Source organism: Paenibacillus ihumii, assembly GCF_001403875.1.
Lineage (GTDB): Bacteria > Bacillota > Bacilli > Paenibacillales > Paenibacillaceae > Fontibacillus > Fontibacillus ihumii.
In genome coordinates, this window is the sequence record NZ_LN884299.1 from 2666087 (window position 1) to 2692568 (window position 26482).

Consider the following 26482-nt stretch of genomic DNA (forward strand, 5'->3'; position numbering starts at 1 on the left):
TGGCTTAACGTGCCGGGCAGTGTGTGAATAAGGGGTGTTTTTTGTTATGTACGGTAAATTATTTAGTGCTTGCTTGTATGGAATCGACGGGAGATTAATCGAGGTCGAGGTGGATTTATCGAACGGCATACCGCATACGTCTATTGTCGGTTTGCCGGATTCTGCGGTGCGCGAGGCCGTGGAGCGAGTAAGATCTGCGATCAAGAACTGCGGCTATGCCTTCCCGCTTCAGCGGGTCACCATTAATCTGGCGCCTGCGGATCTTCGCAAAGAGGGCTCGGCATTTGATCTGGCGATTGCGCTTGGCATTTTGGCCGCAAGCAATCAGATTGCACTGCCTGAGGAAGAACGGATTCTCATGATCGGAGAGCTATCCCTTGACGGCCTGCTTCGCCCTGTCCCCGGTGTTATCTCCATGGTCGACCTGGCTAAACGCCAGGGCTTCGACGCAGTGCTGCTGCCAAGGGACAATGCAGCGGAAGCGATGCTGATCAGCGGTATATCCATCTATGGATTGAAGCATCTAAACGATTTATCATCTGATAAGGAAGCATCTGGTTCTGATTACGGGGTGCCTTCCCCGGGGCAAAAACGCGGCAAAGCCCTATCCCGTCCAAGGCCCCCCTCCGGTCAGGCTATTAAACGTCCGCTGGTCATCTCCTCATTTAATCATTTGCAATGTTCCGCAAGCGACGCAAGCAGATCGTCCCCCTCGCCCCCTGCTTCAGCAGGAGACTACAGCGATGTCCTGGGGCAGCAGCATGCCAAGCGGGCCTTAACGATCGCTGCGGCAGGCAGGCATAATATTATGCTCATTGGCCCTCCCGGTACCGGCAAAACGATGCTGATCCGCCGCCTTCCATCGATTCTTCCGGATTTGACGGAAGAGGAAGCCCTGGAGGTGACGAAAATTTACAGTTCCGCCGGAAAGCTCACCGAAACGGCAACCTGCTTAGTCCGCAATAGGCCTTTCCGTGCCCCGCACCATACGATCTCTGCCGCTGGTCTGGTCGGCGGAGGAACCATCCCCCGGGCCGGAGAGGTCAGCCTGGCCCACCACGGGGTGCTCTTTCTGGATGAGCTTCCTGAGTTCACCCGCAGCGCTCTGGAGGTGCTGCGGCAGCCGCTGGAGGAGCGTGCAGTGACAATCAGCCGAAGCCGGGCGTCGTTTACCTTTCCCGCAAGTTTCATGCTCGCAGTTTCTTTGAATCCGTGTCAATGCGGCTTTTTCGGAGCCCAGCCGCCGCTTCCGCGCTGTACCTGCAGCCCCTACCGTGTAGCCCAGTATCGTGAACGCATATCCGGACCCCTGCTGGATCGCATCGATATGCATGTCGAGGTGCCACTGCCGGTAGAGTGGCTGAATGATAAGCAGCCGCTTAGCTCGCAAGAAATGAAAGAGGCGGCGCTTCGGGCAAGGGAGCTGCAGCAGTATCGCTACAGAGGACTGGAAATCTCCAGCAATAGCGAGCTGAGCGGCAGACTGCTGCGGCAATATGCCGCCCTGGACAAGGAGGCGGAACAGCTGCTTGCAGCCACCTTCCAATCGCTCGGCCTCAGCATGCGCGCCTACGACCGGATCATCAAGCTGTCCAGAACGATAGCGGATTTGGAAGGGACCAACTGCATTTCCGCCGGCCATGTGGCCGAAGCAATCCAATACCGTCAGCTCGACCGCCGAATCGCAGATTCAATCGGATAGCGGGGATGTCTATTTCTAAGTCTATCTGCCACTGGAAGGCCCATTTATTCTACCCCTGAGCCGCCTAACTATCCGAACGACAATAGCCTTGCCGTCACAGGAAGCAAATTGAGGATTCTTACTGCTTCTTTGGGACTGCAAGGCTGCTTTTTTTGACAGCGAGTGCTGTTTAGATTTAAATGCTCTTACGTGTCTAGTCGAGTTGAGCCATTTCATTAACCGCCAGAAAACCGTCCCGCATACATACGGTCAGGCTTCATAGGAAATCAGACATTAATAGTTTCCCAATTAAAATGCACCCGGGATATGCTCGATGGCAACAACTTCATTTCTTCTCATTTGCACCGCCAGGACATCGAATCGAATGGACTCGTTATATTGATGCGTCTTGTGCAAATATACCGCTGCCGTCTCCCGGAGTTGCTTGATCTTCCGAGGCGTAATGGACTCGGCTGGCGTCCCATACTGCTCGTTATGCACACTTCGGCTCCTGACCTCTACGATTACGATCACGCCTTCTTTCTTGGCGATGATATCGATTTCCCCGGAGCGGCAGCGCCAGTTGCGCTCAAGAAGCTCATAGCCATGCTCCTGCAAATAGCGGGCTCCCGCTTCCTCCGCCAATCTCCCTCTAGCTTTTCGCCCGTCCAATGGGCGAATCTGCTTGTCCTTCGGATTAATAGTCATCGAACAGCCCCTTTTCCGCCGCTTTGTCCGATCGATAAATAAAGCTGAGAATTTCTGCAACCAGAGTATACAGCTCTGGCGGAATCTGTTGATCGAGATCCAGCTTGGAGAGCACCTCGACGAGCGCGGCGTCCTCCTGAACGGGAACCCCGTGCTCCTTGGCCTTCTCCAATATTCGGTCCGCCAGATAGCCGCTTCCTTTGGCAGCTACGACGGGGGCATCGCTTTGCGATGGATCGTATTTGAGGGCGACAGCTTTTCTGATTTGATAGGGGCGATGCTCTTCGTTGCTCTCGCTCATACTCGATAATCCACCCCTTTATAGATCGTAGGTGTATATGAAAACGGGGAGCCCGGCTCATTTCCACCCATCGTTTCAGGCTCAACAGAAGGCAGAAGGCCGCTTTTGAGGGATACCAGCTGATAGCCAGCCGCCTGCAGCGCCTCCTGAACCTCCTCCTCTCTCGATTCAAGGAACTGGCCCGTCATCTCTGCTTCGGTGTAAACCTTCAGCATGACCTTCTTGTCCAGCACCTGGACGTCAAGCATAATCAAGCCAAGTGATTTCATTTGCAGGTCGAACCAAAGCCGGCAATTTGCCGCGTCCAGCTCGCCTTTGCGGCCGCGGCGGGACTCGATATGAACGGCTGCGGTCTGCTCGCCGTCCGCCCCGACGAAAGGCAGGAACAGCGTTACCTGCGCAAAGGGAGCGGTGCGATCCGTATTCAGCAGCAGCTGCTGTCCTGTAAGCTGGTGGACGAGCTGGCGGGCCGCCTCCTGCAGCGGGGCCGGCACATCGTCTGCGGCCAGCATTTGCAGCAGCACGCCCTTCAGCGTCTCGCGCCAGCGAGCGCAGCGGCCGATGCCCCTGCGCCAGACGGCGCAGCCTGTCCGCCCTGCGCTGCATGCTGTCCGTCTGCCGTTCCGGCCGCAGCCTGCACCACACTCGCAGCAGACGAAGCGCTGGCAGCCTGAGGCGAAACTGCGGCATTTCCGGTCTGAGCGGAAGCTTGAGCAGTTGCCGCCTGCCCTTGAGCTTGCGCCTGTATAAGCCGGCCTCCTGCCCCATCCTTTGCCCCGTTCCCGCCTTCTGAGCGCATCCAATTGCCCAGCAGTTCATCCAGAGCGGAAAGCAGCTCGTGGAGCGGCGGGCCGAAAACGGCCTGATGCAAACCGGCAACCGTCTCTCCTGTAAGCGGAAGGCCTCGTCCCAATGCAATTCCCGCCGCTTGAATCCATTCCGACATCGGCACGGCCGATGGTTTATGTAAGGTTAATTGCTGTAGAGTCTGCAGGCTCTCTTTCGTTAAAGGCAAGCCGTTCGCCCGCATCATCTGCACAAGCTCGCGATTGGCTGCCGTATCCTCCAGCCCCATAGCGGCCAAAGCGCTCGCTAGCGAAGCGGCGGACATCGGTGCGGCCGTATTCGAGCCAACCGGCTTTAACACGGCCAGCCCTTCGGATGACGGCTGCTGGACCTGCAGCAGCGTCGTTTCCCCTTGGCGAAGCGGGGTTTCCAGGGCGGCGTGCAGCTTTACGCCCTGCACCTGTATCACCGCTTCTTGTCCGTCCTCTGAGACACTCAGTACGGTCCCTCTCACGATTTGTCCCGTTTTCAGTTCCAGGGCTCGAGGTTCTCCCGGCCGGGCATCCCCCATTAGACTGCGCAGCAGCGGTCCGATATTCATGAGCATCCTCCTGTTATTTATATCAATGATACGGAAAACCCGCCTTACTTAAGACGGGTCATGGAAGCAGCGCAAACTAAACATCAAGCAACGCATTCTCCTAAAACAAGGTCTGTTCCTGTACGAATAAATTGCGCATAAAGCTTTTGCGGTGCATGGGCGTCGCACCTAGAGCCTGTATCCGCTCCCGGTGAAGCTTGGTTGCATATCCCTTATGCGTAGCGATGCCATATTCCGGATACCGTACATCCCATTCACCTTCGCATAGCCGATCCCGAGTCACTTTGGCCACAATCGAAGCCGCAGCGATGGACTGGCTTACGGCGTCACCTTTTATGACCGCCAGCTGCGGGATTTCGACATCTACCTTCTCCGCATCGATGAGAAGAAAATCCGGCTTGACCGGAAGCTGCTCAACCGCCTGCTTCATCGCCAGACGTGTCGCCTGTTTAATATTTAGCCGATCGATTGTCTCCGCATCAACAAAGCCTGTGCTTACAGCCAGCGCCTCTTTCATGATGATATCGTATAATTTCTCGCGTTTTTTGGCGGTCAGCTTCTTCGAATCATTAACTTCCTCCAAGATTAATCCATGCGGCAAAATGACCGCAGCAGCGACGACATCACCGAACAGGCAGCCTCGCCCCACCTCGTCAATTCCGGCGATATGCTGGAACGAGCGCTGCCAGTACTCTTTTTCATACGTCAGTAAATCACTCATTGTGCCTCCTTGTATTTGCAAACCCGCCGACCCGCTGTACATCCGTTAGGAACAACAAACTTTTGAATGCTGCATACGGTTATATGAGTAATATCGGATGCTGAGCTTCGTTTATATAGGCTTTCAGCAAAAAATAAAAGACCGGGCGCTTCTCCCGGCCTGACATAATTTAAGTTTGGATAAGCAGCAGGATAATCGATGAAAGACAGAGACAAGTGCTGATTAGCATTAGAAACATGACGGTCTGCCTGTGGGTAAGGCCCGCCCGCAGCAAGCGATAATGCACCTGGCTCGCATCCGCCTCGTAAATGGATTTTCCCTGCAAAAAGCGTTTGATCACCACGAATAAATTGTCGAAAATCGGCACGCCAAGCGCCAGTACAGGTATAAACAGGGATAGTACTGTAGCCTGCTTAAATGCTCCATCCAGGGCGATCACTGCTAGAATGAACCCCAGAAACGTCGCACCAGCGTCCCCCATGAAAATTTTGGCCGGCGGCTTGTTGTAGCGCAAATAGGCCAGCGTAACCCCGACGAGGGTAATTGCCATAATCGCAGAAGTGGATTGCCCCTTGGTCAAGGCAACGATAAACAGGGTGATTGCAGATATTGCCGATAGCCCCCCTGCCAGCCCATCCAGGCCATCCGAGAAATTAATGACTGTAGTTACGCCAAATATCCATAGAATCGTCAGTACAAACTGTAAAATTCCCGGCAGCAAAACGTACTCCCCGGAAAACGGGTTGAAAAAGCCGGTGAACGAAATGCCGGACGCATATACAATCACAGCAGCCGATACTTGGACGATCAGCTTGGGAAGAGCAGGAAAATCCTTGCCTTTCGTCTTATACCAGTCGTCGATCGTACCGATTACAAGCAGCAATACTCCGCCGATGAAGATCGCCACCGTCTCCATGTTGAACTCTCTGCCGATGGCTAAATATGTAACGAAAAAGCCAATGAAAATCACGTAGCTCGCTGTGAGCGGTATAGGCTCCCTGTGAAGCTTGCGTTCCACGTCCTTTCGCGGCTTATCTACAAAATCGAGCCGGAAAGCCAGTTTGCCAAACGGGGGAATTAGCAAATATACGATAAGAAATGACATGATTAACGAAATTACGTAATTAATGATCAACACCACCATCAAGTATAATCAACAAGATTATACAATCTTACCGAAGGATTGTCGATATTCTAGGTAACTTACCAGCCGGATAGAGTGTAATTATCCCATTCGGCAAAAAACCGCCTTCCCCTAGAGGAAGACGGCCGAAGTCTTGTCTTTAGTAAGGAGCCTCCAGGGAATATCTTCCCAGCTTGCCAGCCCGCAGTTCGCGTAAGAGTACGCTGGAAGCCTTCTCAAGGTCTACCCGTCCGCCGCTCATCAGACAGCCGCGTTTACGCCCTACGGCCTCCATAACGGCCACGATTTCATCCGGGTTCTCGAAATCCTCCGGCGCCTCTTCAAGGCCGAACCGTTCAGCAAACGGCTCCCAATAATATTGGGTCAAATATTTTACCGCAAAAAAAGCAATGTCCTCGATGTTCAATATTTCCTCACGGATCGCCCCGGTCACAGCCAAACGGTAGCCCACGTTCTGATCCTCGAATTTGGGCCAGAGTATGCCTGGCGTATCCAGCAGCTCCATCTCTGTGCCTACCTTGATCCACTGCTGGCCCTTGGTAATTCCCGGCCGATCCCCGGTTGCTGCGATGCTCCGCCCTGCCATCCTGTTGATAAGCGTGGATTTGCCGACGTTCGGAATCCCAACGATCAGCGCCCGGATCGCTCTCGGGTTCATCCCTTTAGCCAGCTGCTTCTCAATTTTATCCTTCAAAAGCTCCTTAGCTAGCGCCGGAATCTCCTTAACCCCTTGGCCGCTGGAGGCGTCTACTGCGATAGCAGAGAAGCCCTCCTGCTTGAAATAGTCAATCCACTCCCGCGTGACGGCCGGATCGGCTAAATCCGCTTTGTTCAGCAAGATCAGCCGCGGCTTGCCCTGCAATATTTCATCAACCATCGGATTGCGGCTGGACAAGGGAAGCCTTGCGTCCAGCAGCTCGATAGCCACATCAATCAGCTTCAGCTTCTCCTGAATCTGCCGGCGTGCCCTCGTCATATGTCCGGGAAACCATTGTATCGTCATGTCATCACCTCAGTTCCCGTTAATCCCGCTTGTGGGTGTTCATTTATGCTTAATCACTTTAATATCCTTCAGGGGCCAGAATACAAGATCGGCTCTGCCTACGATATCCTTATATGGAACGAAGCCAATTCTCCGGCTGTCCGTACTGTTCGACCGATTGTCGCCCAGCACGAAGATATGCCCCTCTGGAACCGTATTCTCGTGAACGAATTCATTCGGAAAATTTCCTTCTGTATTATAAAGCTGATTATTATTATGCTTCTCATTTACGACATCTTTAATGTACGTCTCATCGACTACTTCTCCGTTAACCATAACGGTATCGCCTTCAACCTGCACCGTATCGCCCGGAACGCCGATGACCCGTTTAATGAAGTCGCGGCCCTGCGAAGGCACGTGGAATACAACGACCTCGCCATGCTTTGGCGCACGGATATCATAGAGAATCTTGTTTACGATAATTCTCTCGCTCGTATGAAAATTCGGCTGCATGGACTCTCCATCTACAATAAAAGGAGCAAAGAACAGCCACCGGATAAGAAGAACCAACACGACTGCAATTACTATGGCTTTTAGCCACTCCAAAGCCTCGTTTTTTTCTTTACTTGGCGGCTCCTGTACAGAGCCCGATTGACCCGTCTCCGATTGAAATTGCTGTTCCATTGTTCGCAACCTCACTTTACCATAGAATATGTAATTCAGTGGCAACCAGAACAAATAGTAAAGGGGCTTGAATAAATACAAGCCCCCACTTGATCGTTAATGAATTAACGACGCGCTTCTTTAATTCTAGCTGCTTTACCGCGAAGTTCACGAAGATAGTATAGCTTCGCACGACGCACTTTACCACGGCGAGCCACTTCGATTTTATCGAGTTTCGGGGAATGAAGCGGGAAAGTTCTCTCCACGCCAACACCGTTAGAAATTTTACGAACCGTAAAAGTCTCACTGATTCCGCCGCCACGACGCTTAATTACAACACCTTCAAACAATTGGATGCGCTCACGAGATCCCTCGATAACCTTAACGTACACTTTCAAAGTGTCACCGGAACGAAAGCTCGGAATATCTTTGCGAAGTTGTTCTTGCGTAATCGCTTGTACGATATTCATCTATGACTCCCTCCTTCCACTCAGGTGTTCTTGCCTCTTCCGGAGAACCCCATCGTTCTCCCTCATCATCCGCAGCGGACCACCGAATTCACAACAAGCAAAATTTTATCACATTTAACCAGCGTTAGCAAGGGATAATAATATGTACTGTTATCTGTGATTTATCAAAAAGGAATCCGACTATATGAAGTTCAAGACCATTAACTTTTCATTCTTGCTAATTAAAAATTATAAGAGGTGCAACAAGTAGAGTAAAGTGGTCTAAGTAACTTTCGAAGATAGTGTCCACTATGCATAAAGTAATTATTTTTACAATAAACTTTTCACCCTGAACCGCCAGCTAATCCATTAAATAAATCATAGTCTGAACTTTTAAGTATCCCTCTGATATGTAAAAATTGCCACCCCATGCTTATGAAATCATCGACACCGATTAATTTTCCATACTCCACCATTAAGCAGGAACCAGGCACCGATTTAAATCCATTGTAAATTGACTACAATTACGGTTATCTCACCTTCACAATGGTTGGTATTTTACCAAATATAATGCCAAAATCGTTTTTTTAGAAGCATTTTATTACCCTATTGCTATCGTCGGTGAAGAAAAGTAGGTTTTAGTATCAGAATATATTTATTGTTTAAAAATTTGGTCTAAAGGATTCGAAACGAGAAGATGTTTCCTTTTCTACTTTTCGTTTCCCGCCATGCAATAGATAGCTTTGATATGTATAATATCGTGTTTCATGAAGAATTTTTATTACCTCTGAAAATGCTATAAAGAGCATTCCAGAAACAAAACCACCTACCCACCATGTAAAGGCAATTCCCCAATGGAAACTATCATATCTGCTTGCTGGTTGCCCTGATACTATCCCTAAAATAAAGGCTAAAACAATTTCTATGAGACCGATCCATAGAATGACTTTTGCAATTTTATTGGACTCCATCCCTCTAACCTCCCAAATCTCAATATTTTGCATGATTATATCATCGATCGACAATATAGGTCTACAGCATCAGTGATTATTACTCAAGGTAGTTTAAGGTCTTAACACCTTGCGCTAATAAAAAAACCACCTCCTAGGATGTTAAGAAATCCATTTAAAGATGGTCTGAATTACTTTTATTATTTGGTTGCTCCCTTTTTAATAAAGGGATAAATCGGAGTAGCGGGATTCGAACCCACGGCCTCACCCACCCCAAGGGTGCGCGCTACCTGACTGCGCCATACCCCGATTTAAATAACACAAATATGCCGAAATATCAACGTTTACCCTGCGATGGTTCAACGCTCGTCGATCGCGGTAATACCATTATACCCCATAGCCGCGCACCCTTGCAAGATTAACGAGCGCACCCTCGCCCACAATTTGCCGCGAACTTACGCTATTACTGAACACATATATAATAGAAGGAACGCGCAACCCCCTATTTGCTTTCGTTATTAATATCGTCGGTACACGCACATCAGACGGACGGCTTATTACGTCTTAAAACGCAAAAAAGAGGCGCAGACTCAACGGATTTCTTCCGCAAAGCCTGCGCCTCTTATTACGTTCTTTTCGGTTTCATCCTCGCCGTTACCACCGCTACCATCCGCGTAACTTTCCGCCAGCATACGTCCTAATTGAATCGATGATAATTCAACCGTGTGACATCCTGGCGTTAGGAATCCCGTGATTATGTACCAGAATTTATCATCTGTTTATAATAATTTCTTTTTCGAATATGACTTCATTTGTTCCGTTGTCGGATTTAACCAGATCTCCGATTAGATTGCTGCCATTTACTCCAATCGCTTTTTTTACGTCACTAGATTGAACGCCTGAGCGAATTACAACCTTGTACCTGCCAATATCCAATTTAATATCTTCCGTTTGAAACTTACCATTGTTAACGTACATAGAATCATACTTTCTAAAATGTTCGTTATTGCTGATCGTAAACATTAAATCATAATCGTCTGGTAAATTTGTCTCGCCTTTAAATTTAACGTAACCATTAACGTTTTCCATTTTCAAATTAATGAAAACGTCGATTTTATTCTCGCTTATTTGTTCCTCTGCAGCGTCGGACGTTGATGAGTTTGATTGAAAACCTTCGCTATCAAAATCGATGATTTTGTTTTTAACCGCAATTAGGCTCATCATATTCGTCAAAGTTCCCCCGTATTTTTCATACGCATTGTAATGGCTCTATAATTTATTCATAAACCAATCCAAATCGGCACCAACGACAACGCCCATTCCCCCCCAGTAGTTTAACACTTCCGAAACGGCGCTTTCTCTCTGAAGACTATTAAATTCGATCCACTGTTTAGCATTTATTCGATGGATTTGATCATTATAAGATCCAGGGAAATAATATTCCTCACCGCCGATATTCACGACATTGTTACGATGATTATATTTTTTGTCGCTAGTTATAAATTGAAGTCTTGATTTGAAATCTGTCAAATAATTTGTAGAGCCTTCTTCTACTTTGTTTAGCCCGGTTAGAACTGTAAGGTGACGGCGAGATTCATTATAACTTTGATACACTTCTTCAATAAAACGGTATTGTTGTTCAACGGAGAGTTGATCAAAATCGTCCATCATATATATTTTCATATAGAAACAATTAAGATACGATTGGACGCACTCGTAACTCTTTACGCTTGGATTATTGGCTTTAACGTTATTTTTAAACCACGTATCGATTGCGTATTCAAAGTTTCGATTTTTAATTTCTTCATTGTTGGTTCTACTTGTTTCTACAATCACCATTACCAGAATAACAATCGTTAAAAGTATCCAGAATATGAATCTTCCTTTAGTAAAAAATCGCTTTTTTTCATTATAATTCACGTTCATTCACTGCTTCCTTTCGATTAATTTCGACACCCCCTATTCTATCATGAAAATAAATGAACTGGCACAATTTCCTAATTGTGAAGGCCGTAGAATGACCTATGATGAATTAGTCAAAATATTTTATATTCAGTTTTTGCATCTGTAGTGCCTTCTTCTAGGTAACAGTTATTTCTTCTGGCGTTAGGCTGATTCCTTTTAATTCGAGTTGTAGGCGTTTTTTGTTTGTCTTATATATTACCCTCTAAGGATTCAGAAAAGAAAAAACCTGCTCAAAGGCAGGCCATAAAATAATAATATATTATAATTTTTTATTCTCCAAGAAAATCTCCTATAATGGCTTCTAGTTCTGCTCTTATTTCTTCTTGAGTCATTTCTTCAACAGGCTTGTATTCACCATTACTATTATAATCATTTACGTTTGTTGAAGGGGTTTTAAAGTCATTTTCAAGCTCTTCACTCGTGTTTGTATCACTTTGTATAGTAGTAATGGTGAAATCCTTCGTTATATAAACCGTATTTCCCCAAACTGAATCAGATTTTATATTGTGGCCGGATAAGAACAATCCATTATCACCAATTATCTTCTTGACTTCACTTGGCTGAACATTTGCAGTCGAAGAGGTCACTACTAAATTATATGTACCTGCTGCAAGACCATTGCCCCGATCTGAAAAAGGCCCTGCTTGAAAAGAGCCGCTACTGACATTTACGTTATCCTGAGCAAAGTAAGAACTGGAATCACTTTTTAAATTCAGCATTAAATGCATGCCGTCTGGAAGATTTGTAGTTCCGTTGACTAAAACAGTATTATCAGTCTGAACAAGTGTTTGAATGGATAACTCAACATTAATAAGTTTTTTTTCAGCGTTCTCAATAGTTGAACTTGTTGTCATAGAAGAGTCCACGACTTTTGTTTTCTCTAGCTGAGACTCCTTATCAGAATCCGCGCAACCAGCAATAAAACAACAAATTAGTACAACTAATAACGTACTGTACTTTTTCATTTGTAAGCCCTCCAACCTAACATTTTCCACAATTCTATCATTTACGACAAATTAGGTCTATAGAATTAGAATGTTTAGGTTAGTGATCCAGGAGAACTATTCTAGCATCCTGAATCGGAATATCAACTTTGTTCTCCATTTTTTTACTCATGTGTAATCACACATTCCACAGGCCTTTATTTCAAATTTGGGGGTATTACGCCTTTCCTTCCTGCTCCTGATATATCCACACAATATCAAAATAGTGCAATTACCGATAGTCGTTAATAAATGCAAATTGCTTGGTGTCTGATGTAAAATATATAATTTTTTTCTTAGATACCCATTCATAGCTTTATAAATTTTTAAAAAATTACTACTTGAGATTAACAGATACCCCCCCCAAAAAAAATAAAGAGCGCGTGCGGCGGCTTCCCTCGCTGCAAGCGCTCTTATATTGCTTGACGTATTATCCTTCGATAATCACTCATATGGCAGGTTCTCGTTCAACAATTCAAATTCCTCATCTATCGGGTCGATTAAGTATTCATTTAACATTCGAATAACCTCCTTCTTGCAAAAAAAACTACTTCCCGCGGGCAGCGTAAAATTCAAGGATATCGTCCACCGTCAGGATAGGATCGTCTTCTCTTCTTCCATGATCTTGAGACTGCTGTTCTTCATTCTTCTCTTTCTGTTCCATGAAGCTCTGCCTCCCAAACAAAATAAACGTGATTAGACGCCTCTAGTTATTTAACCAGAAGAATCCATTTTGAAACAGCCTTGCCACGGTTTATGATCTGTAATCGAAGAATAAATATGCACATGCATCTTCATCATATTCCGCTGCAAGCTAGAGCGTGCCAGTCTACAAAGATTTTATGCAATATTTACATTTTCTACACCTTTTCAGCAGCTGCTTTCAGTTACAATAGAGCTAGCAAGTTACCAAGAAGGAGAGTCATTATGAAACGCTTTAAGAAGTACGCTTTAATTTCACTAGCTTGTATGATTATTCTGTATGCAGTAGCTGTCGCCAATCCAGGCACTGTTCTCTCGCGCAAAGCCTGCAGCTCCTGGAGCCTAGTCAAGGATCAGGCATTTCTTATGACTCACCCCCGGCAGAACGACAAGCCGAAGCTCCCTGCCGACTTCTCGATCCAGCCCGGCAGCGCCGAGCAGGTTCCGGTTCTTATGTACCACTACATCACGCCTCAAGCCTATAATGATCAGCCGAACAATAATTCAATCATGAATTTGGAAGCCTTCGAGGAAGGCATGAAATATTTGTACGAGCAAGGCTACTATACGGCTACGCTAGAGGAACTGGAGCAATACGTGATGGGCAAGAAAGCTCTTCCTGCTAAAAGCGTAGTAATTACTTTCGATGACGGCTATCAAAATAATTATGTCTATGCTTATCCTATCCTGAAAAAGTATGGCTTCAACGCAACCATCTTCCTGATCGGCAGCAGAATACAGCCGGAAACATCGGTCTTTGATCCCGCTAAAAAGAGCTATCTCTCCTTTGAAGAGATCAAGGCCGCGTCGGATGTGTTCGAGTTCCACAGTCATACATATGACCTGCACCAGAAAGGCTTTATGAAATGCGGAGTGAATTACGCGTCAGGCTTCGACACGGAGAATCTGGAGGCGGATATCGCCAAAATGAAGGAGCTCGGCATTGACAGCCCTTACTTTGCCTATCCTTTCGGTGAAAAAAGCACGCAGATGGTCTATGCCCTGCAGGAGAACAGCTACCGCATGGCCCTTACGGTGCATCAAGGCTTCGTCAAGCCCGGAGACCCGCTGATGAGATTAAATCGGCTCACGGTCACCTCGGCAACGAATATGGCTGAGTTGCTGCAAAATGAATAGAGAATGGCTCTATGAGTTGGAGCCAAAACAGATAAAAATAGCCATAAAAGTACGAAACAAATGACCCTCGCCTTCAGGCGAGGGTTTTAAAGCTTCTTTCCGCTACTCTTCATGCTCTGCCCTGATTTCCTCCAGCCACTTCCGGTCCTTTGGAGTAAGCTCTATCTGCTCCAGCAAGTCGGGACGTCGCAGCCACGTTCTGCGCAGCGCCTCCTTACGGCGCCAATCGGCTACATTCGCATGATGCCCGCTAAGCAGGATATCCGGCACCTTCCATCCCCTGAACTCCACAGGCCGGGTATAATGCGGGTACTCCAGCAATCCGGTGCTGAAGGAGTCGCTGATGGCGCTCGTCTCGTTGCCAAGCACGCCGGGGAGCAGACGAACGACGCTGTCAATGACGACCATGGCCGGCAGCTCTCCGCCCGTAAGGACGTAATCTCCGATCGACAGCTCATCGGTCACCAGATGCTGCCTGATCCGCTCATCATACCCCTCATAATGGCCGCATATGAAGATCAGGTGCTCCTCCTTCGCCAGCTCCTCCGCCTTGCGCTGCGTAAAGCTCTCGCCCTGCGGACACATCAGGATAACGCGTGGAGCAGACCCCTCGGAGGGGTAGCCGGACAGCAAGTCCTCCACCGCCCGAAATATCGGATCAGGCTTCAGCACCATCCCTCCGCCTCCCCCGTACGGCGTGTCATCCACCGTGCCGTGCTTATTTCCGGCGTAATCCCGAAAGTTCACCGGATTCAGGGAGACAAGCCCTTTATCCTGCGCCTTGCCGAGAATGCTCGTTCCAAACACGCCAGTAAACATTTCCGGAAACAACGTCAGTACGTCGACTCTCATCCCTACAGCAGCCCTTCCATCAGATGAACTTTAACCAGCTTCGCCTTCACGTCCACATCGAGCACGACATCGTCAATGACCGGGAGCAGTAGCTGCTTGCGGGAAGGCATTTTGACGACCCACACATCATTCGCGCCCGGACGAAGAATCTCCTCGATCACGCCGAGCTCTTCTCCTTCTTCATCCATGACCCGGCAGCCAATGATCTCATAGAAATAATACTCGTTCTCAGGCAGCTCCACGGATTCCTCTTTGCTCACCTTCACATCGAAGCCTTTATATTTCTCAACCTGATTGATATTGTCATACCCCGCAAAACGGACGATGAACATTCCTTTATTAGGCCGGGCGGAGGCCACCGTAACTTGAATCTGCTCTCCACTCTCCGGATGAACCAGAATTAGCTGGCTCTTCGGGGCGAAGCGCACCTCCGGGAAATCCGTGCTGGAAATAATCTTCAGCTCTCCGCGGATACCGTGTGTATTAACGATTTTGCCAACAGATAGCAATGAATCCGACATAACATCCTCCTTGACCAAAATTTATCGAGTGTGCTGATTCGATCTCCGGCTTCAGCTTCAGCATGTACGAAAAAGGGCTAGGACAGTCATCCTAACCCTCTTTCGTATATTTTTAAGATATGATATCCACGGTAACCCGTTTATCCATCTTAACGGCTGCCGATGCCACAACCGTGCGGAGCGCCTTGGCGATTCTTCCCTGCTTGCCGATGACTTTCCCTACATCGTCTGGATGCACAGACAGCTCATACACAATCAGGTGTTCCTTCTCCACGACCTCCACACGGACATCGTCCGGATGATCAACAAGAGCCTTCGCAATAACGCCGACTAATTGTTCCATAAAGGGACCCTCCGAATCAGCAATTATTTCTGCTGCTTAAGCTCATGAAATTTCTTCATTACGCCTGCTTTGCTGAGCAGGTTACGAACAGTATCAGATGCTTGCGCACCGTTCTGAAGCCATTTCAACGCTTTCTCTTCGTCAATGTTTACTGCTGCCGGTTCAGCGACCGGGTTGTAGTAACCAATTTCCTCGATAAAACGGCCGTCACGCGGGGAACGGGAATCCGAAACCACGATGCGGTAGAAAGGAGCTTTATGAGCACCCATACGTTTCAAACGAATACGAACTGCCACGAAATTCACCTCCTTCAAAGAATCAAAACTGATATCTAAGCGGCTTTAACGGAATGGAAACCGCATTCCTTTGCCGGCTTTGCCTTGAAGCTGCTTCATCATTTTGGAGCCCTTGCCTTTCGGCCCCATCATATCGGAGAATTGCTTCATCATCCGGCGCATCTCATCAAACTGCTTGATCAGCCGGTTCACATCGGCAAGCGTCGTACCGCTTCCTGCAGCGATGCGCTTGCGTCTGCTGTGATTGATCATGTCCGGATTCTGCTTCTCTTCCGTCGTCATGGAACGGACGATGGCCTCAACACGCCCCATCTGTTTCTCATCGACCTTGATATCCTTCATCTGCTTCATCTTGCCCATGCCCGGGATCATGTCCATAATCTGATCCAGTGGTCCGAGCTTCTTGACCTGCTCCATCTGCTCGAGGAAATCATCGAACGTAAACTCCGCATTGCGCATTTTACGTTCCATTTCCTTCGCTTTCTCCGCGTCGATATTCGACTGGGCTTTCTCGATCAGCGAGAGCATATCGCCCATGCCAAGAATCCGCGATGCCATCCGCTCCGGATGAAACGGCTCAAGCGCATCGATCTTCTCACCAAGCGCCGCGAATTTGATCGGGCACCCGGTAACGGCTTTGACCGACAAGGCTGCACCGCCGCGGGTATCTCCATCCAGCTTGGTCAGCACGACGCCTGTCAGCTGGAGCTGCTGATTGAAGCTCTCCGCGACGTTAACGGCATCCTGCCCCGTCATCGCGTCAACGACAAGCAGCACTTCATCCGGCTGCGTCACTTCATGAATCTGACGGAGCTCCTCCATCAATTCCTCATCGACATGCAGGCGTCCCGCCGTATCAATTAGCAGATAGTCGTTGCCGTTGTCCTTCGCATGCTGCAGCGCTTGTCTAGCGATTTCTACCGGGCTATTGCCTTCCGGGAGCGTAAAAACAGGAACCTTGATCTGTTCGCCAAGCACCTGCAGCTGCTTAATGGCCGCAGGGCGATAAATATCTCCCGCCACAAGCAGCGGGCGATGATTGCCCTTCAATAACAGCTTGGCCAGCTTGGCCGAGGTGGTCGTCTTCCCCGCTCCCTGCAGTCCCGCCATCATAACGACGGTCGGCGGACGGTTGCTCTTCGCCAGCTTCGCCTGGCTGCCGCCCATCAGCTCCGTGAGCTCTTTGTTAACAATATCAATAATGACCATGCCCGGCGTGAAGCTGTCCATCACTTCCTTGCCGACGGCCTTCTCCTTCACCTTGGAGATAAATTCCTTGACCACCTTGAAGTTGACGTCCGCCTCCAGCAGGGCGAGCCGCACTTCTCGCATCGCTTCGTTGACATCGTCCTCCGATACCTTGCCTTTGCCGCGCAACTTGCTGAACACGCTCTGCAATCGGCTCGTTAAACCTTCAAAAGCCATCTTCGGTCACCTCCGCTTCAAGGATTGAATATTTTCGAAATCGAGTATTCCTGCAAACCGCCGCGTAGCGGCTTGTCTATCCCTTAGCAGAAAATACATCGATAAACATATTTCTTATCATAATTGCTCCACCTGATCAAGCAAGTCTCTTGCTTCCTCTTTATGTACGGCGGGCAGCTCACTATCCGCGATCAGTTCTCCCAGCCGAACAAGCGCAGCGCTTCGTTCCTCATGCTTATGAAGCAGCTTCAGCTTCTCCTCATAAGCCTCCAGCATGCCTTCAGCCCGTTTAATATGTTCATAGACAGCCTGCCTGCTGATGCCGAACTCAGCTGCAATCTCGCCAAGCGAGAAATCATCGTGGAAGTAGTACTTCAGGAACGTCTGCTGCTTCTCTGTCAGCAGCTTCTCATAAAAATCAAACAAAAGGTTGATCCGATTCGTCTTCTCAAGCCTATTCTCCTGACTCATATGGGCACTCCCTCCGTCAAGGAAAAACACTTTACAGCGCGCATCAACGTTCTTTATGATACCTAATGGAAAGAAGGATGTCAAGTACTTTCCCTTAACATATCAACAATCCTTTTGCTGCAAACATTTCCGGCCGAAAATATTCAAGGCCGCATGTCATATCAACGGACAGCGGCCTTGTGAACGTATCGTTCAACATATTTAATTTACCATTGTGGAAGCAGGTACAGCAGAATAGCAAAGAAATGCGTAACACTGCCCCCGAGCACGAACAGATGCCAAATGGCATGATGGTAAGGAAATGCCCGCCAGACATAGAATATCGTGCCCAGCGAGTAAAGAACGCCCCCGGCCACCAGCAATGCGATGCCCCCAGAAGGCACAGCAGCCGTCAGCGGTCCCCAGGCGATCACAATCAGCCAGCCCATGATCAAATAGAAAAACGTAGACATGAACAAGAATCGTTTGACAAAGAATGCTTTAAACAGCACGCCGAGCAAAGCGATCCCCCAAATGATCCCGAACAGGCTCCAGCCTAGCGGGCCGCGGATGGCCACCAGCAGGAAAGGCGTGTACGTCCCGGCGATGTAAAGATAAATGGAGGAGTGATCGAAAAATTCGAACAAATCCTTCACTTTGCCTTCCTTGAAGCTGTGAACGAGAGTGGAGCAAACATACAGCAGAAGCATGGTAACCCCATAAATTGTAAAGCTGACTACGTGCCAGGCCGTCCCCTTCAAGCTGGAGAACACAATGAGCAGAACCAGTGCTGCCACGCTAAGTACAGTTCCAATCCCATGGGTAATGGCATTGGCGATTTCCTCTCTGCGCGGATAAGTATGCGTGTTAGCCATACTGTATCGCCTCCTATATTATTAGTATGCCTCTCTCTAATTCGCGGTTATTCGCCGCTGGCTCCAGCGGCTTCCTCTTCCTGAATCAAGCCGGCAAACAAGCCATGAACAAACTGCTCGGAATCGAATTTCTGCAGATCCTCCATCTTCTCGCCAAGGCCGACGAACTTTACCGGAAGGCTCAGCTCTTGACGAATCGCAACGACGATGCCGCCTTTGGCTGTACCATCGAGCTTAGTCAGCACAAGCCCGGTCACCCCGCTCTTCTCGCCGAACAGCTTCGCCTGGCTGAGCGCGTTCTGGCCGGTTGTGGCGTCAAGCACCATCAGCACTTCATGAGGCGCATCCGGAATTTCCCGCTGAATGACCCGGTAGATCTTATTCAGCTCCTCCATCAAATTCGACTTGTTCTGCAGGCGTCCTGCCGTATCGCAGAGCAGAATGTCTACGCCGCGCTGCTTCGCGGCCTGTACGGCATCAAACATTACCGCTGCGGGATCGGAGCCGGCCTGCTGCTTAACGACGTCTACGCCGACGCGCTGGCCCCATACCTCAAGCTGCTCAATAGCCCCTGCACGGAATGTGTCGCCGGCAGCGAGAAGCACCTTCTTGCCCTGCTGCTTATAGTAATGCGCCAGCTTGCCGATGGTCGTCGTTTTGCCGACGCCGTTAACGCCGACGAAGAGAATAACGCTTATTCCATTTGGATTCAGCCGCATTTCATTATCTTCATCGCCGCGCAGCAGCTCCGTCAGCTTCTCCGACAGAAGCGGCTGCAGCTCGGCTGCATCCTCGATCCGCCGTTTCTTCACTTCACTGCGCAGATCGTCAATCAAGGCGATTACGGTATTGACCCCGACATCCGCCCCGATCAGGATCTCTTCCAGCTCCTCGAAAAATTCCTCATCGATCTTTTTCCGGCGAATAACGAGATCGGCCACTTTCTCTACGAAGCCTTTACGGCTCTTCTCCAGCCCGTCCTTAAACTGCTTTGTCACCGTCTCCGTTTTGGAGGCGATGCTTTCTTTCAATTTTTTAAAGAAACTCATGTGGTTCCTCCCTTAAATCATCATCCTGATCCAAATATAAACATTAGCTTCGATGCTCTAATTATGCCACGGCTGAGCGGCTCAAGCAATTTCCACGGTTTCTTCATCCTCCAGCTTGACGGAGACCAGCTTGGATACTCCGCCTTCCTCCATCGTCACCCCGTACAGCACATCCGCCTCTTCCATCGTTCCTTTGCGATGCGTCACGACGATAAACTGGGTCTGCTCGGAGAATTCGCGCAAATATTGCGCAAACCTGGCGACATTGGCTTCGTCCAGCGCTGCCTCTACCTCGTCGAGCACGCAGAACGGCACCGGCTTGACGTGCAGAATGGCGAAGAGCAGGGCCATTGCCGTCAACGCCCGTTCTCCCCCGGAGAGAAGCTGCAGGTTCTGCAGCTTCTTGCCCGGCGGCTGCGCTACGACATCGATTCCGGTCTCCAGCAGATTATCCGGATCGATGAGGACGAGATCCGCACGGCCTCCGCCGAACAGCTTCGTGAATACTGTGCCGAATTCCCGGCGAATCGCGTCAAAGGTGCTCTTGAAGCGTTTGGACATTTCGTCATCCATTTCCTTGATCACCTGATACAGCGTCGCCTTCGCCTCGACGAGGTCATCCTTCTGCTCGCTCAGGAAATCATAGCGCTCGGATACCCGCTCGTATTCGTCGATGGCTCCCAGGTTCACTTCGCCCAGCAGCGTGATTTGCCGTTTGAGCTCCTTCACCTCGCCCTGCGTTTTAGGCACATCCTCAGGGACGGCATAGCGCTGCTTCGCCAGTTCAAAGCTCAGCTCATACTCATCGCTCAGCTTATGCAGAATATTATCAAGCTCCACGTCAAGCCTGTTCGCCTGAATCTCGGTTTGGCGGAGCTGCTCCTCGACGGCTTTGAGGCCGACCCGCTGCTCCTTGGTCTCGCTCTCGCCTTCCTCCAGCTTCTTAACCAATACGCTTCGGGAGGCACGCTCCATGTCCAGCTGCTCGCTGGTACGCTCTTTTTTCAATTTGAAATCATTCAGCTCTTCCCGCTGTTTGACGCTCTGCAGCTCATTTTGCTTCAGATCGGCCTCGATCGCCTGCAGGATGCTGCGGTTCTGCTCCAGCTCCTTCTTCTGAATCTCGAACTCCTCCTGAGACCGCCGCAGCTGCTCCCGCAAAGAGTGGCATTCCTGATCCAGCTTGCCCTCGCGCACCTTAAGCCCGGTCAATTGATGCTGGAGCTCTTCCTTGACGGACTCATTCGCTTTACGCGCGAATTCCGCAGCCTGAATCGACTGGCGGATCGTCTGCTCTTCCTTCTCCAGCTCCTTCAATCGCGCTTCCGCCATAGCCTTGCTCTTATCCAGCTCCTCGATCTCCTGGATGTAATGTCCCTTCTCCTGCCCGTACAGCTCGAATTGCTCGGAGACATGCCTCCATTCGTGCTCCACTTGCTTCAGCTCGCTTGTATGGGACTGCTCTTCCGATCGCTTCAAATCCCCGGCTTCGCGCAGCTTCTCCAGCTCCTGCTCGCACTGCTTCATTTGAGCGCGTACATCGGTGAGCCCGCCTCTCAGCTTGCTCAGCATATCCTCGCTTTCGCGAATATCCGCGGCCAGCTGCTCCAGCTGGCGCTTCCGCCCTAACAGATTGCTGTTCTTGCGATGCTGGCTCCCTCCGGTCATCGAGCCGCCGGCATTAACGACATCGCCCTCCAGAGTCACGATCCGGAAGCGATACTGGCACCGCGCCGCCATCTTGTTGGCCCGTTCCAGATCGCTTGCGAACACGACGTTGCCGAGCAGACTGCCGACGATGTTGGCATAACGCGGATCGTGGCCGACAAGCTCGGCGCCGATCCCGATAAAGCCCTCGGCCTCCTCCATCGTCCTCTTATCCGCCGCGGACATCTGGCGCGGCCGGATGACATCCAGCGGCAGGAAGGTCGCCCGCCCCAGCTGGCGCTGCTTCAGGAACGCGATGGCCTGCCGGGAGACGGCTTCATTCTCCATGACGATATGCTGCATCGCGGCTCCAAGCGCGGTCTCAACAGCGAGCTCCAGCTTCTCCGGCACCTGGATCAGCTCAGCTACAGCCCCATGGACGCCGCCGAGCTGCGATTTGCGGGAGGCTTTCAGCACTTCCTTGACACCCAGGGCAAAGCCGTCAAAATCCTCCTCCATCTCCTTCATCGTATCGCGCCGGGAGATGAGCGCCTCTCTTCGCTGTTCCCATTTGCGGATGTTAGCCGAGCTCTCCTCCGCCAGCTTCTGCAGCGATTGATGACGCTCGCTCTCCGTAATATAGCGGCTGCGAAGGTCGGCAATCTCTTTGGCAAGCCGCACCAGCACCTGCTCAAGCTCGGACTTTCTGCCCTTCAGCCGCTCCAGCTCGTCCCGCCATTTCGCGCCCTCTTCCTCCGAACGATCCATGCGGCGCTGGACGCCTTCTTTCTGCTGGTCCGCATAACGAATTTCATTGCGAGCCTCCGCCATCCGATTCATCGTTTCGAGCAATTGCCCCTTGAGTGCTTCCTCCTGGGCCTGGCTGATCCCGCCGGTAACGCCCACGAGCTTCACTTCCTCAGCCGACAGCTCAGTTCTGAGCTCATTCAGCTGCCTCTCGGCCTCCGCAAACTTCGCGGACAGAGCATTCAGCTCTTCCGCCCGCTGTGCATAGCGCTCCTCATTGACGGCGAGCGACTGCCGCAGCTGCTCCCGGTTCTGAATCAGGTTCTTCTCGCGCTCCCTGAGCACTTCTCCGAAGCCCTCGCTCTTCTCGAAGCTCTCGCTGTATTCCAGAAGCTGGCCCTGCAGCAACTCGATGTGCTCCTCTAATTGGCGAAGCGCTAACCGGTCGCTCTCCAGCTTGGCATCATGGGCTGACACGACCGTTGATAGAGCGAGCTGCTCCTCCTGCAGCTTGGCAAGCTTGCCGTTCGCCTCGCTCCAGCTCTCATGGATCTTCTCGATTTGATGCACATAAAGCGATATTTCCTTATGCTTCAGCTCCTCGCGAAGCTCTTTATACCGAAGCGCCTTCTCCGATTGTTCCTTCAAAGGACCGATTTGGTCCTCCAGCTCACTGACAAGATCGTGAATACGCAGCAGGTTTTGTTCCGTATCATCGAGTTTGCGCCGGGCATCCCGTTTGCGGCTCTTATATTTCACAATCCCTGAGGCTTCCTCGAATATCCCCCGCCGATCCTCGGAGCGCGTGCTCAAAATCTCCTCGATCCGCCCTTGGCCGATAATCGAATAAGCTTCCTTCCCGATTCCCGTATCCATGAACAGCTCGGTGATATCCTTCAACCGGCAGGATTGTTTATTGATCATGTACTCGCTATCGCCGCTGCGGTGAACCCGCCGCGTTACCGTAACTTCACTGAAATCCAGCGGCAAGGCATGATCCGTATTGTCGAGGGTTAGAGAGACTTCCCCATAATTCACCGCTTTGCGCGCATCGCTGCCCGCAAAAATAATGTCCTCCATCTTGCCGCCGCGGAGCGACTTGGCGCTCTGCTCGCCCAGCACCCAGCGTATGCCGTCCGAGATATTGCTCTTTCCGCTGCCATTGGGGCCGACTACGGCTGTAATGCCGCGTACGAATTCCATTTCCGTTTTGTCGGCGAAAGATTTAAATCCTGATAACTCGATTCGTTTCAAAAACATACCTTCACGATCACCTCTACCAGCTATTGTAACATACAAAAAAGCTTAAGGGGACAAGCAAAAAGTCCCCGTGCGTCAAGCAACGGGGACGTTCATGCATCTTGTTGAAAATGTCATTCATTTGAAATTCTCAATCGCTCTAGCGCCACTGCGGCAGCCTGCTGTTCAGCTTCCTTCTTGGAACGTCCTGTTCCTTGCCCCAGCGCGCGGCCGTCCATGGATACCTCGGAGACGAACTCCCGCTCATGGGCCGGTCCGCGCTCTTCGATAATGCGGTACTCCAGTACCCCCATATTGTGATGCTGGGTCAGCTCCTGCAGCTCCGTCTTGAAATCGGTCGTCTGCAGCTTTCCGTTAAGTGTGAATTGGGAGAACACGTGCTGATGAAGGAAAGCATTAACCGCCTGCAGCCCTTGATCGAGATAGAGGGCGCCGATGAACGACTCGAAGACGTCGGCCAGCAGCGCCGGGCGTGTCCGCCCGCCGGTTAATTCCTCTCCTTTGCCCAACAGTACGTATTTGCCAAACTCCAGGCTCTCGGCAAACTTCACCAGGGAAGGCTCGCACACGATGGCAGCGCGAAGCTTGGTCAGTTCGCCTTCAGGACGATCCGGAAACATCCGATACAAATGCTCGGAGACCGTCAGCTCCAGAACAGCGTCGCCCAGGAACTCCAGACGCTCATTATCCTGATGCTGACTGAACCGATGTTCATTTACATATGATGCATGGGTAAAGGCCTGTTTCAACAGCTGCCGGTTTTGGAATACAATTTGAAGTTTGTGCTGTAACTGCTTCAGATCTCCGCTCAACAGACTGACCCCTTATGCTTCAAATTTCTTCAGAACGATGGTGGCATTATGCCCTCCAAATCCGAAGGAGTTGGACATGGCTACAGTAACATTCGCTGATCTAGCTTGATTTGGCACGTAATCCAAATCACATTCCGGATCCTGGTTCTCCAGGTTGATCGTCGGGGCGATCTTGCTATTCTTGATCGTCAGGCCGCAAATCACGGCCTCGACGCCGCCCGCAGCGCCCAGCAAATGACCCGTCATCGATTTGGTCGAGCTGACAGCCACCTTGCGCGCGTGCTCTCCAAGCGCCTCCTTGATGGCAATCGTCTCGGAGCGATCACCTACCGGCGTTGACGTACCATGGGCGTTAATGTAATCGACCTCGCTGGCTTGAATGTCGGCATCGCGAATCGCCATCTCCATGCAGCGGCGCGCCCCGTTCGGATCCGGGTCAGTCATATGATGCGCATCAGCGCTAAGACCGTAACCGATCACTTCCGCGTAAATCTTGGCGCCGCGCTTCTGCGCATGCTCCAGGGATTCGAGCACGAGCACGCCCGAGCCTTCGCCCATGACGAATCCGTCGCGTCCCGTATCGAATGGACGGCTTGCCTTCTCAGGCTCGTCATTGCGAGTCGACATCGCCCGCATCGAACAGAATCCGGCGAGACCGGTCGGTCTGATCGTCGCTTCTGCGCCGCCGCAAATCATGACATCGGCATCGCCACGCTGAATCAATTTATACGAATCGCCAATGGAATGAGTTCCGGTCGCGCACGCCGTTACAGCTGTACTGTTAGGGCCTTTCGCTCCGAACAGTATCGATACGTGGCCGGATGCCATGTTCGCAATCATCATCGGAATGAAGAAAGGGCTTACGCGCTTTGGTCCCTTTTGCAGTAGGACATTATGCTGGTCTTCCCAGGTGCCAAGCCCGCCAATTCCGGAGCCGATAATGACGCCGACGCGCTCAGGATCCACCTGCTCACCAATCACGAGGCCGCTGTCTTTTATAGCACTCGTAGCCGCCGCCGCTGCAAATTGAACGAAACGGTCCATTTTGCGCGCATCCTTGCGGTCTACGTAATCCTCGGCATTGAAGTCTTTGACCGAGGCAGCGATTCGGGTCGGATATTCACTGACGTCGAACGATTCGATCGCCGATACCCCCGATTTCCCTGCCATGAGATTATTCCAGAACGTATCCAAATCTTGACCGAGGGATGTAACGACCCCCATACCGGTTATTACCACTCTATGCTTCAAACACACTCACCTCGTATTAGATCGCATGTGCAATATAGTTGTTAAGAACATTGTAAAGCTGATGATTTGCTAAGATGAGGAGAAGTCCCGCCTACAAAGGAGGTACGGGACTTTGAATGACATTAGGTATGAGATTGTATGTAGTTTACAACTTCACCTACAGTCGTAATCTTCTCAGCATCTTCATCTGAAATTTCCAAATCGAATTCATCTTCGAGTTCCATGACCAATTCGACAACATCTAGCGAATCAGCACCCAGGTCATCTTTGAAAGACGCTTCTAGCGTCACTTCAGCTTCATCTGCGCCGAGGCGATCCACTACAATGCGTTTAACGCGCTCCAATACATCGGACATCCGGTTCACCTCCTCCTTCGTATTATACGAAAATTAAATTCAAAATGCCATAGAAGCGAGACTCGAAATCACATATACATTCCGCCGTCAACGTGCAGGGTCTGCCCCGTCATGTAGGAAGCTGCATCTGAGGCCAGGAATACTGCGACCTTCGCGATTTCTTCCGGCTGTCCCAGGCGCGCGAGCGGAATATCGCTCAGCAAATTATTCCGCAGGTCTTCCGGCAGTTGATCCGTCATATCCGTGGCGATGAAGCCTGGCGCAATACAGTTCACCGTAATGTTCCGGCTAGCCAGCTCGCGCGCGGACGATTTGGTCAAGCCGATAACCCCGGCCTTCGCCGCCACATAGTTGGCCTGACCGGCATTGCCGAGCACACCTACGACAGACGATATATTGATAATGCGGCCGGAGCGCTGCTTCATCATCGGGCGGGTAACCGCCTTGATGCCGTTGAACACGCCTTTCAGATTCGTCTCGATCACCGCATCGAACTCTTCTTCCTTCATGCGCATTATTAGATTATCTCTAGTAATACCGGCATTATTCACAAGAATATCGATTCGGCCCCAAGCGTCCAATGTCTGCTTCACCATCTCATCGAATTGCGCGCTGTCGCCGACATGCCCTTTAACAGCAAACGCCTGAACGCCAAGCGCCTGGATCTCGCTGACGACGCTAGCCGCCGCTTCCTCATTGCCCGCATAGTTAACGGCCACATTCGCTCCCGCTTCAGCAAGCGCAAGCGCGATAGCGCGCCCAATGCCGCGTGAAGCGCCCGTAACCAGAGCTGCCTGACCACTAAGCAATTTCGTCAATGCACTC

Annotated in this window: 28 protein-coding genes and 1 tRNA gene; 2 read left to right on the forward strand and 27 right to left on the reverse strand. The window is 50.5% G+C overall.

Annotated elements, in window-relative coordinates; genetic code table 11:
- The first annotated feature begins 46 nt into the window (after positions 1-46).
- Positions 47-1702, forward strand: a complete 1656-nt coding sequence (locus tag BN2762_RS19105; protein WP_055108476.1) for a YifB family Mg chelatase-like AAA ATPase — start codon at positions 47-49, stop codon at positions 1700-1702.
- Between the two features lie 288 nt (positions 1703-1990).
- Here the strand turns inward: BN2762_RS19105 and BN2762_RS19110 are convergent, their stop codons facing one another.
- From BN2762_RS19110 to BN2762_RS19175, 14 genes are all read right to left on the reverse strand, one after another.
- Positions 1991-2389, reverse strand: coding sequence for a YraN family protein (locus BN2762_RS19110; RefSeq protein ID WP_055108477.1), 399 nt, complete (start codon positions 2387-2389; stop codon positions 1991-1993).
- Complete coding sequence (locus tag BN2762_RS19115; protein WP_055108478.1) at positions 2379-2690, reverse strand: EscU/YscU/HrcU family type III secretion system export apparatus switch protein; 312 nt, start codon at positions 2688-2690, stop codon at positions 2379-2381. The genes BN2762_RS19110 and BN2762_RS19115 overlap by 11 nt, the downstream gene beginning before the upstream one ends.
- Positions 2687-3214 carry a flagellar hook-length control protein FliK gene (locus BN2762_RS27800; RefSeq protein WP_055108479.1) on the reverse strand — a complete coding sequence of 176 codons (528 nt, stop codon included), beginning with the start codon at positions 3212-3214 and terminating at the stop codon, positions 2687-2689. The genes BN2762_RS19115 and BN2762_RS27800 overlap by 4 nt, the downstream gene beginning before the upstream one ends.
- Before the next feature lie 5 nt (positions 3215-3219).
- Positions 3220-4077, reverse strand: a complete 858-nt coding sequence (locus BN2762_RS27805) for a hypothetical protein (protein WP_055108480.1) — start codon at positions 4075-4077, stop codon at positions 3220-3222.
- A gap of 100 nt (positions 4078-4177) precedes the next feature.
- Positions 4178-4798, reverse strand: a complete 621-nt coding sequence (locus BN2762_RS19130; protein ID WP_055108481.1) for a ribonuclease HII — start codon at positions 4796-4798, stop codon at positions 4178-4180.
- Between the two features lie 169 nt (positions 4799-4967).
- Positions 4968-5942, reverse strand: coding sequence for an MraY family glycosyltransferase (locus BN2762_RS19135; protein ID WP_187386557.1), 975 nt, complete (start codon positions 5940-5942; stop codon positions 4968-4970).
- Between the two features lie 139 nt (positions 5943-6081).
- The gene (gene ylqF, locus BN2762_RS19140) at positions 6082-6945 is read right to left on the reverse strand and encodes a ribosome biogenesis GTPase YlqF (protein WP_055108482.1); all 864 of its coding nucleotides are present in this window, start codon (positions 6943-6945) and stop codon (positions 6082-6084) included.
- 39 nt (positions 6946-6984) lie between these two features.
- Positions 6985-7608: a signal peptidase I gene (gene lepB / locus BN2762_RS19145; RefSeq protein WP_055108483.1), complete on the reverse strand. Its 624-nt coding sequence runs from the start codon at positions 7606-7608 to the stop codon at positions 6985-6987.
- A 104-nt stretch (positions 7609-7712) separates the two neighbouring features.
- Positions 7713-8057 (reverse strand): 50S ribosomal protein L19, encoded by a 345-nt coding sequence (gene rplS / locus BN2762_RS19150; protein ID WP_055108484.1) that lies wholly within the window; start codon positions 8055-8057, stop codon positions 7713-7715.
- Between the two features lie 641 nt (positions 8058-8698).
- On the reverse strand, positions 8699-9007 hold the full coding sequence (locus BN2762_RS19155; protein WP_055108485.1) for a hypothetical protein: 309 nt from the start codon (positions 9005-9007) through the stop codon (positions 8699-8701).
- Between the two features lie 214 nt (positions 9008-9221).
- Positions 9222-9295 (reverse strand) — tRNA-Pro (locus BN2762_RS19160).
- Between the two features lie 462 nt (positions 9296-9757).
- Positions 9758-10210 carry a hypothetical protein gene (locus tag BN2762_RS19165; protein ID WP_055108486.1) on the reverse strand — a complete coding sequence of 151 codons (453 nt, stop codon included), beginning with the start codon at positions 10208-10210 and terminating at the stop codon, positions 9758-9760.
- Positions 10211-10255: 45 nt separating this feature from the next.
- Positions 10256-10912: a hypothetical protein gene (locus BN2762_RS19170; RefSeq protein WP_055108487.1), complete on the reverse strand. Its 657-nt coding sequence runs from the start codon at positions 10910-10912 to the stop codon at positions 10256-10258.
- Positions 10913-11220: 308 nt separating this feature from the next.
- Positions 11221-11916 (reverse strand): hypothetical protein, encoded by a 696-nt coding sequence (locus BN2762_RS19175; RefSeq protein WP_055108488.1) that lies wholly within the window; start codon positions 11914-11916, stop codon positions 11221-11223.
- 945 nt (positions 11917-12861) lie between these two features.
- Between BN2762_RS19175 and BN2762_RS19180 the strand changes: the two genes are divergently transcribed.
- Entirely contained in the window at positions 12862-13773 is a 912-nt protein-coding gene (locus BN2762_RS19180; RefSeq protein WP_055108489.1) for a polysaccharide deacetylase family protein, read from the forward strand.
- A gap of 102 nt (positions 13774-13875) precedes the next feature.
- Here BN2762_RS19180 and trmD read toward each other — a convergent pair whose 3' ends face one another.
- The 13 genes from trmD to fabG form a co-directional block, all read right to left on the reverse strand.
- The gene (gene trmD, locus BN2762_RS19185) at positions 13876-14625 is read right to left on the reverse strand and encodes a tRNA (guanosine(37)-N1)-methyltransferase TrmD (protein WP_055108490.1); all 750 of its coding nucleotides are present in this window, start codon (positions 14623-14625) and stop codon (positions 13876-13878) included.
- Between the two features lie 2 nt (positions 14626-14627).
- Positions 14628-15146 carry a ribosome maturation factor RimM gene (gene rimM / locus BN2762_RS19190; protein ID WP_055108491.1) on the reverse strand — a complete coding sequence of 173 codons (519 nt, stop codon included), beginning with the start codon at positions 15144-15146 and terminating at the stop codon, positions 14628-14630.
- A 112-nt stretch (positions 15147-15258) separates the two neighbouring features.
- Positions 15259-15489, reverse strand: a complete 231-nt coding sequence (locus tag BN2762_RS19195; RefSeq protein ID WP_019638108.1) for a KH domain-containing protein — start codon at positions 15487-15489, stop codon at positions 15259-15261.
- Between the two features lie 23 nt (positions 15490-15512).
- Positions 15513-15785, reverse strand: coding sequence for a 30S ribosomal protein S16 (gene rpsP, locus BN2762_RS19200; protein WP_055108492.1), 273 nt, complete (start codon positions 15783-15785; stop codon positions 15513-15515).
- Between the two features lie 45 nt (positions 15786-15830).
- Positions 15831-17210, reverse strand: a complete 1380-nt coding sequence (gene ffh, locus BN2762_RS19205) for a signal recognition particle protein (protein ID WP_055108493.1) — start codon at positions 17208-17210, stop codon at positions 15831-15833.
- 117 nt (positions 17211-17327) lie between these two features.
- Complete coding sequence (locus BN2762_RS19210) at positions 17328-17681, reverse strand: putative DNA-binding protein (RefSeq protein WP_055108494.1); 354 nt, start codon at positions 17679-17681, stop codon at positions 17328-17330.
- Positions 17682-17887: 206 nt separating this feature from the next.
- Entirely contained in the window at positions 17888-18535 is a 648-nt protein-coding gene (gene trhA, locus BN2762_RS19215) for a PAQR family membrane homeostasis protein TrhA (RefSeq protein ID WP_055108495.1), read from the reverse strand.
- A gap of 47 nt (positions 18536-18582) precedes the next feature.
- Complete coding sequence (gene ftsY / locus BN2762_RS19220) at positions 18583-19584, reverse strand: signal recognition particle-docking protein FtsY (protein ID WP_055108496.1); 1002 nt, start codon at positions 19582-19584, stop codon at positions 18583-18585.
- Between the two features lie 81 nt (positions 19585-19665).
- Positions 19666-23238 (reverse strand): chromosome segregation protein SMC, encoded by a 3573-nt coding sequence (gene smc, locus BN2762_RS19225; RefSeq protein ID WP_055108497.1) that lies wholly within the window; start codon positions 23236-23238, stop codon positions 19666-19668.
- A 113-nt stretch (positions 23239-23351) separates the two neighbouring features.
- Positions 23352-24050: a ribonuclease III gene (rnc, locus tag BN2762_RS19230; protein WP_055108498.1), complete on the reverse strand. Its 699-nt coding sequence runs from the start codon at positions 24048-24050 to the stop codon at positions 23352-23354.
- 12 nt (positions 24051-24062) lie between these two features.
- On the reverse strand, positions 24063-25301 hold the full coding sequence (gene fabF, locus BN2762_RS19235; RefSeq protein ID WP_074048652.1) for a beta-ketoacyl-ACP synthase II: 1239 nt from the start codon (positions 25299-25301) through the stop codon (positions 24063-24065).
- A gap of 122 nt (positions 25302-25423) precedes the next feature.
- A complete protein-coding gene (gene acpP, locus BN2762_RS19240; RefSeq protein ID WP_019638123.1) occupies positions 25424-25657 on the reverse strand; it encodes an acyl carrier protein in 234 nt (77 codons plus the stop codon).
- Between the two features lie 68 nt (positions 25658-25725).
- The gene (fabG, locus tag BN2762_RS19245) at positions 25726-26475 is read right to left on the reverse strand and encodes a 3-oxoacyl-[acyl-carrier-protein] reductase (protein WP_055108500.1); all 750 of its coding nucleotides are present in this window, start codon (positions 26473-26475) and stop codon (positions 25726-25728) included.
- Positions 26476-26482: the final 7 nt, after the last annotated feature.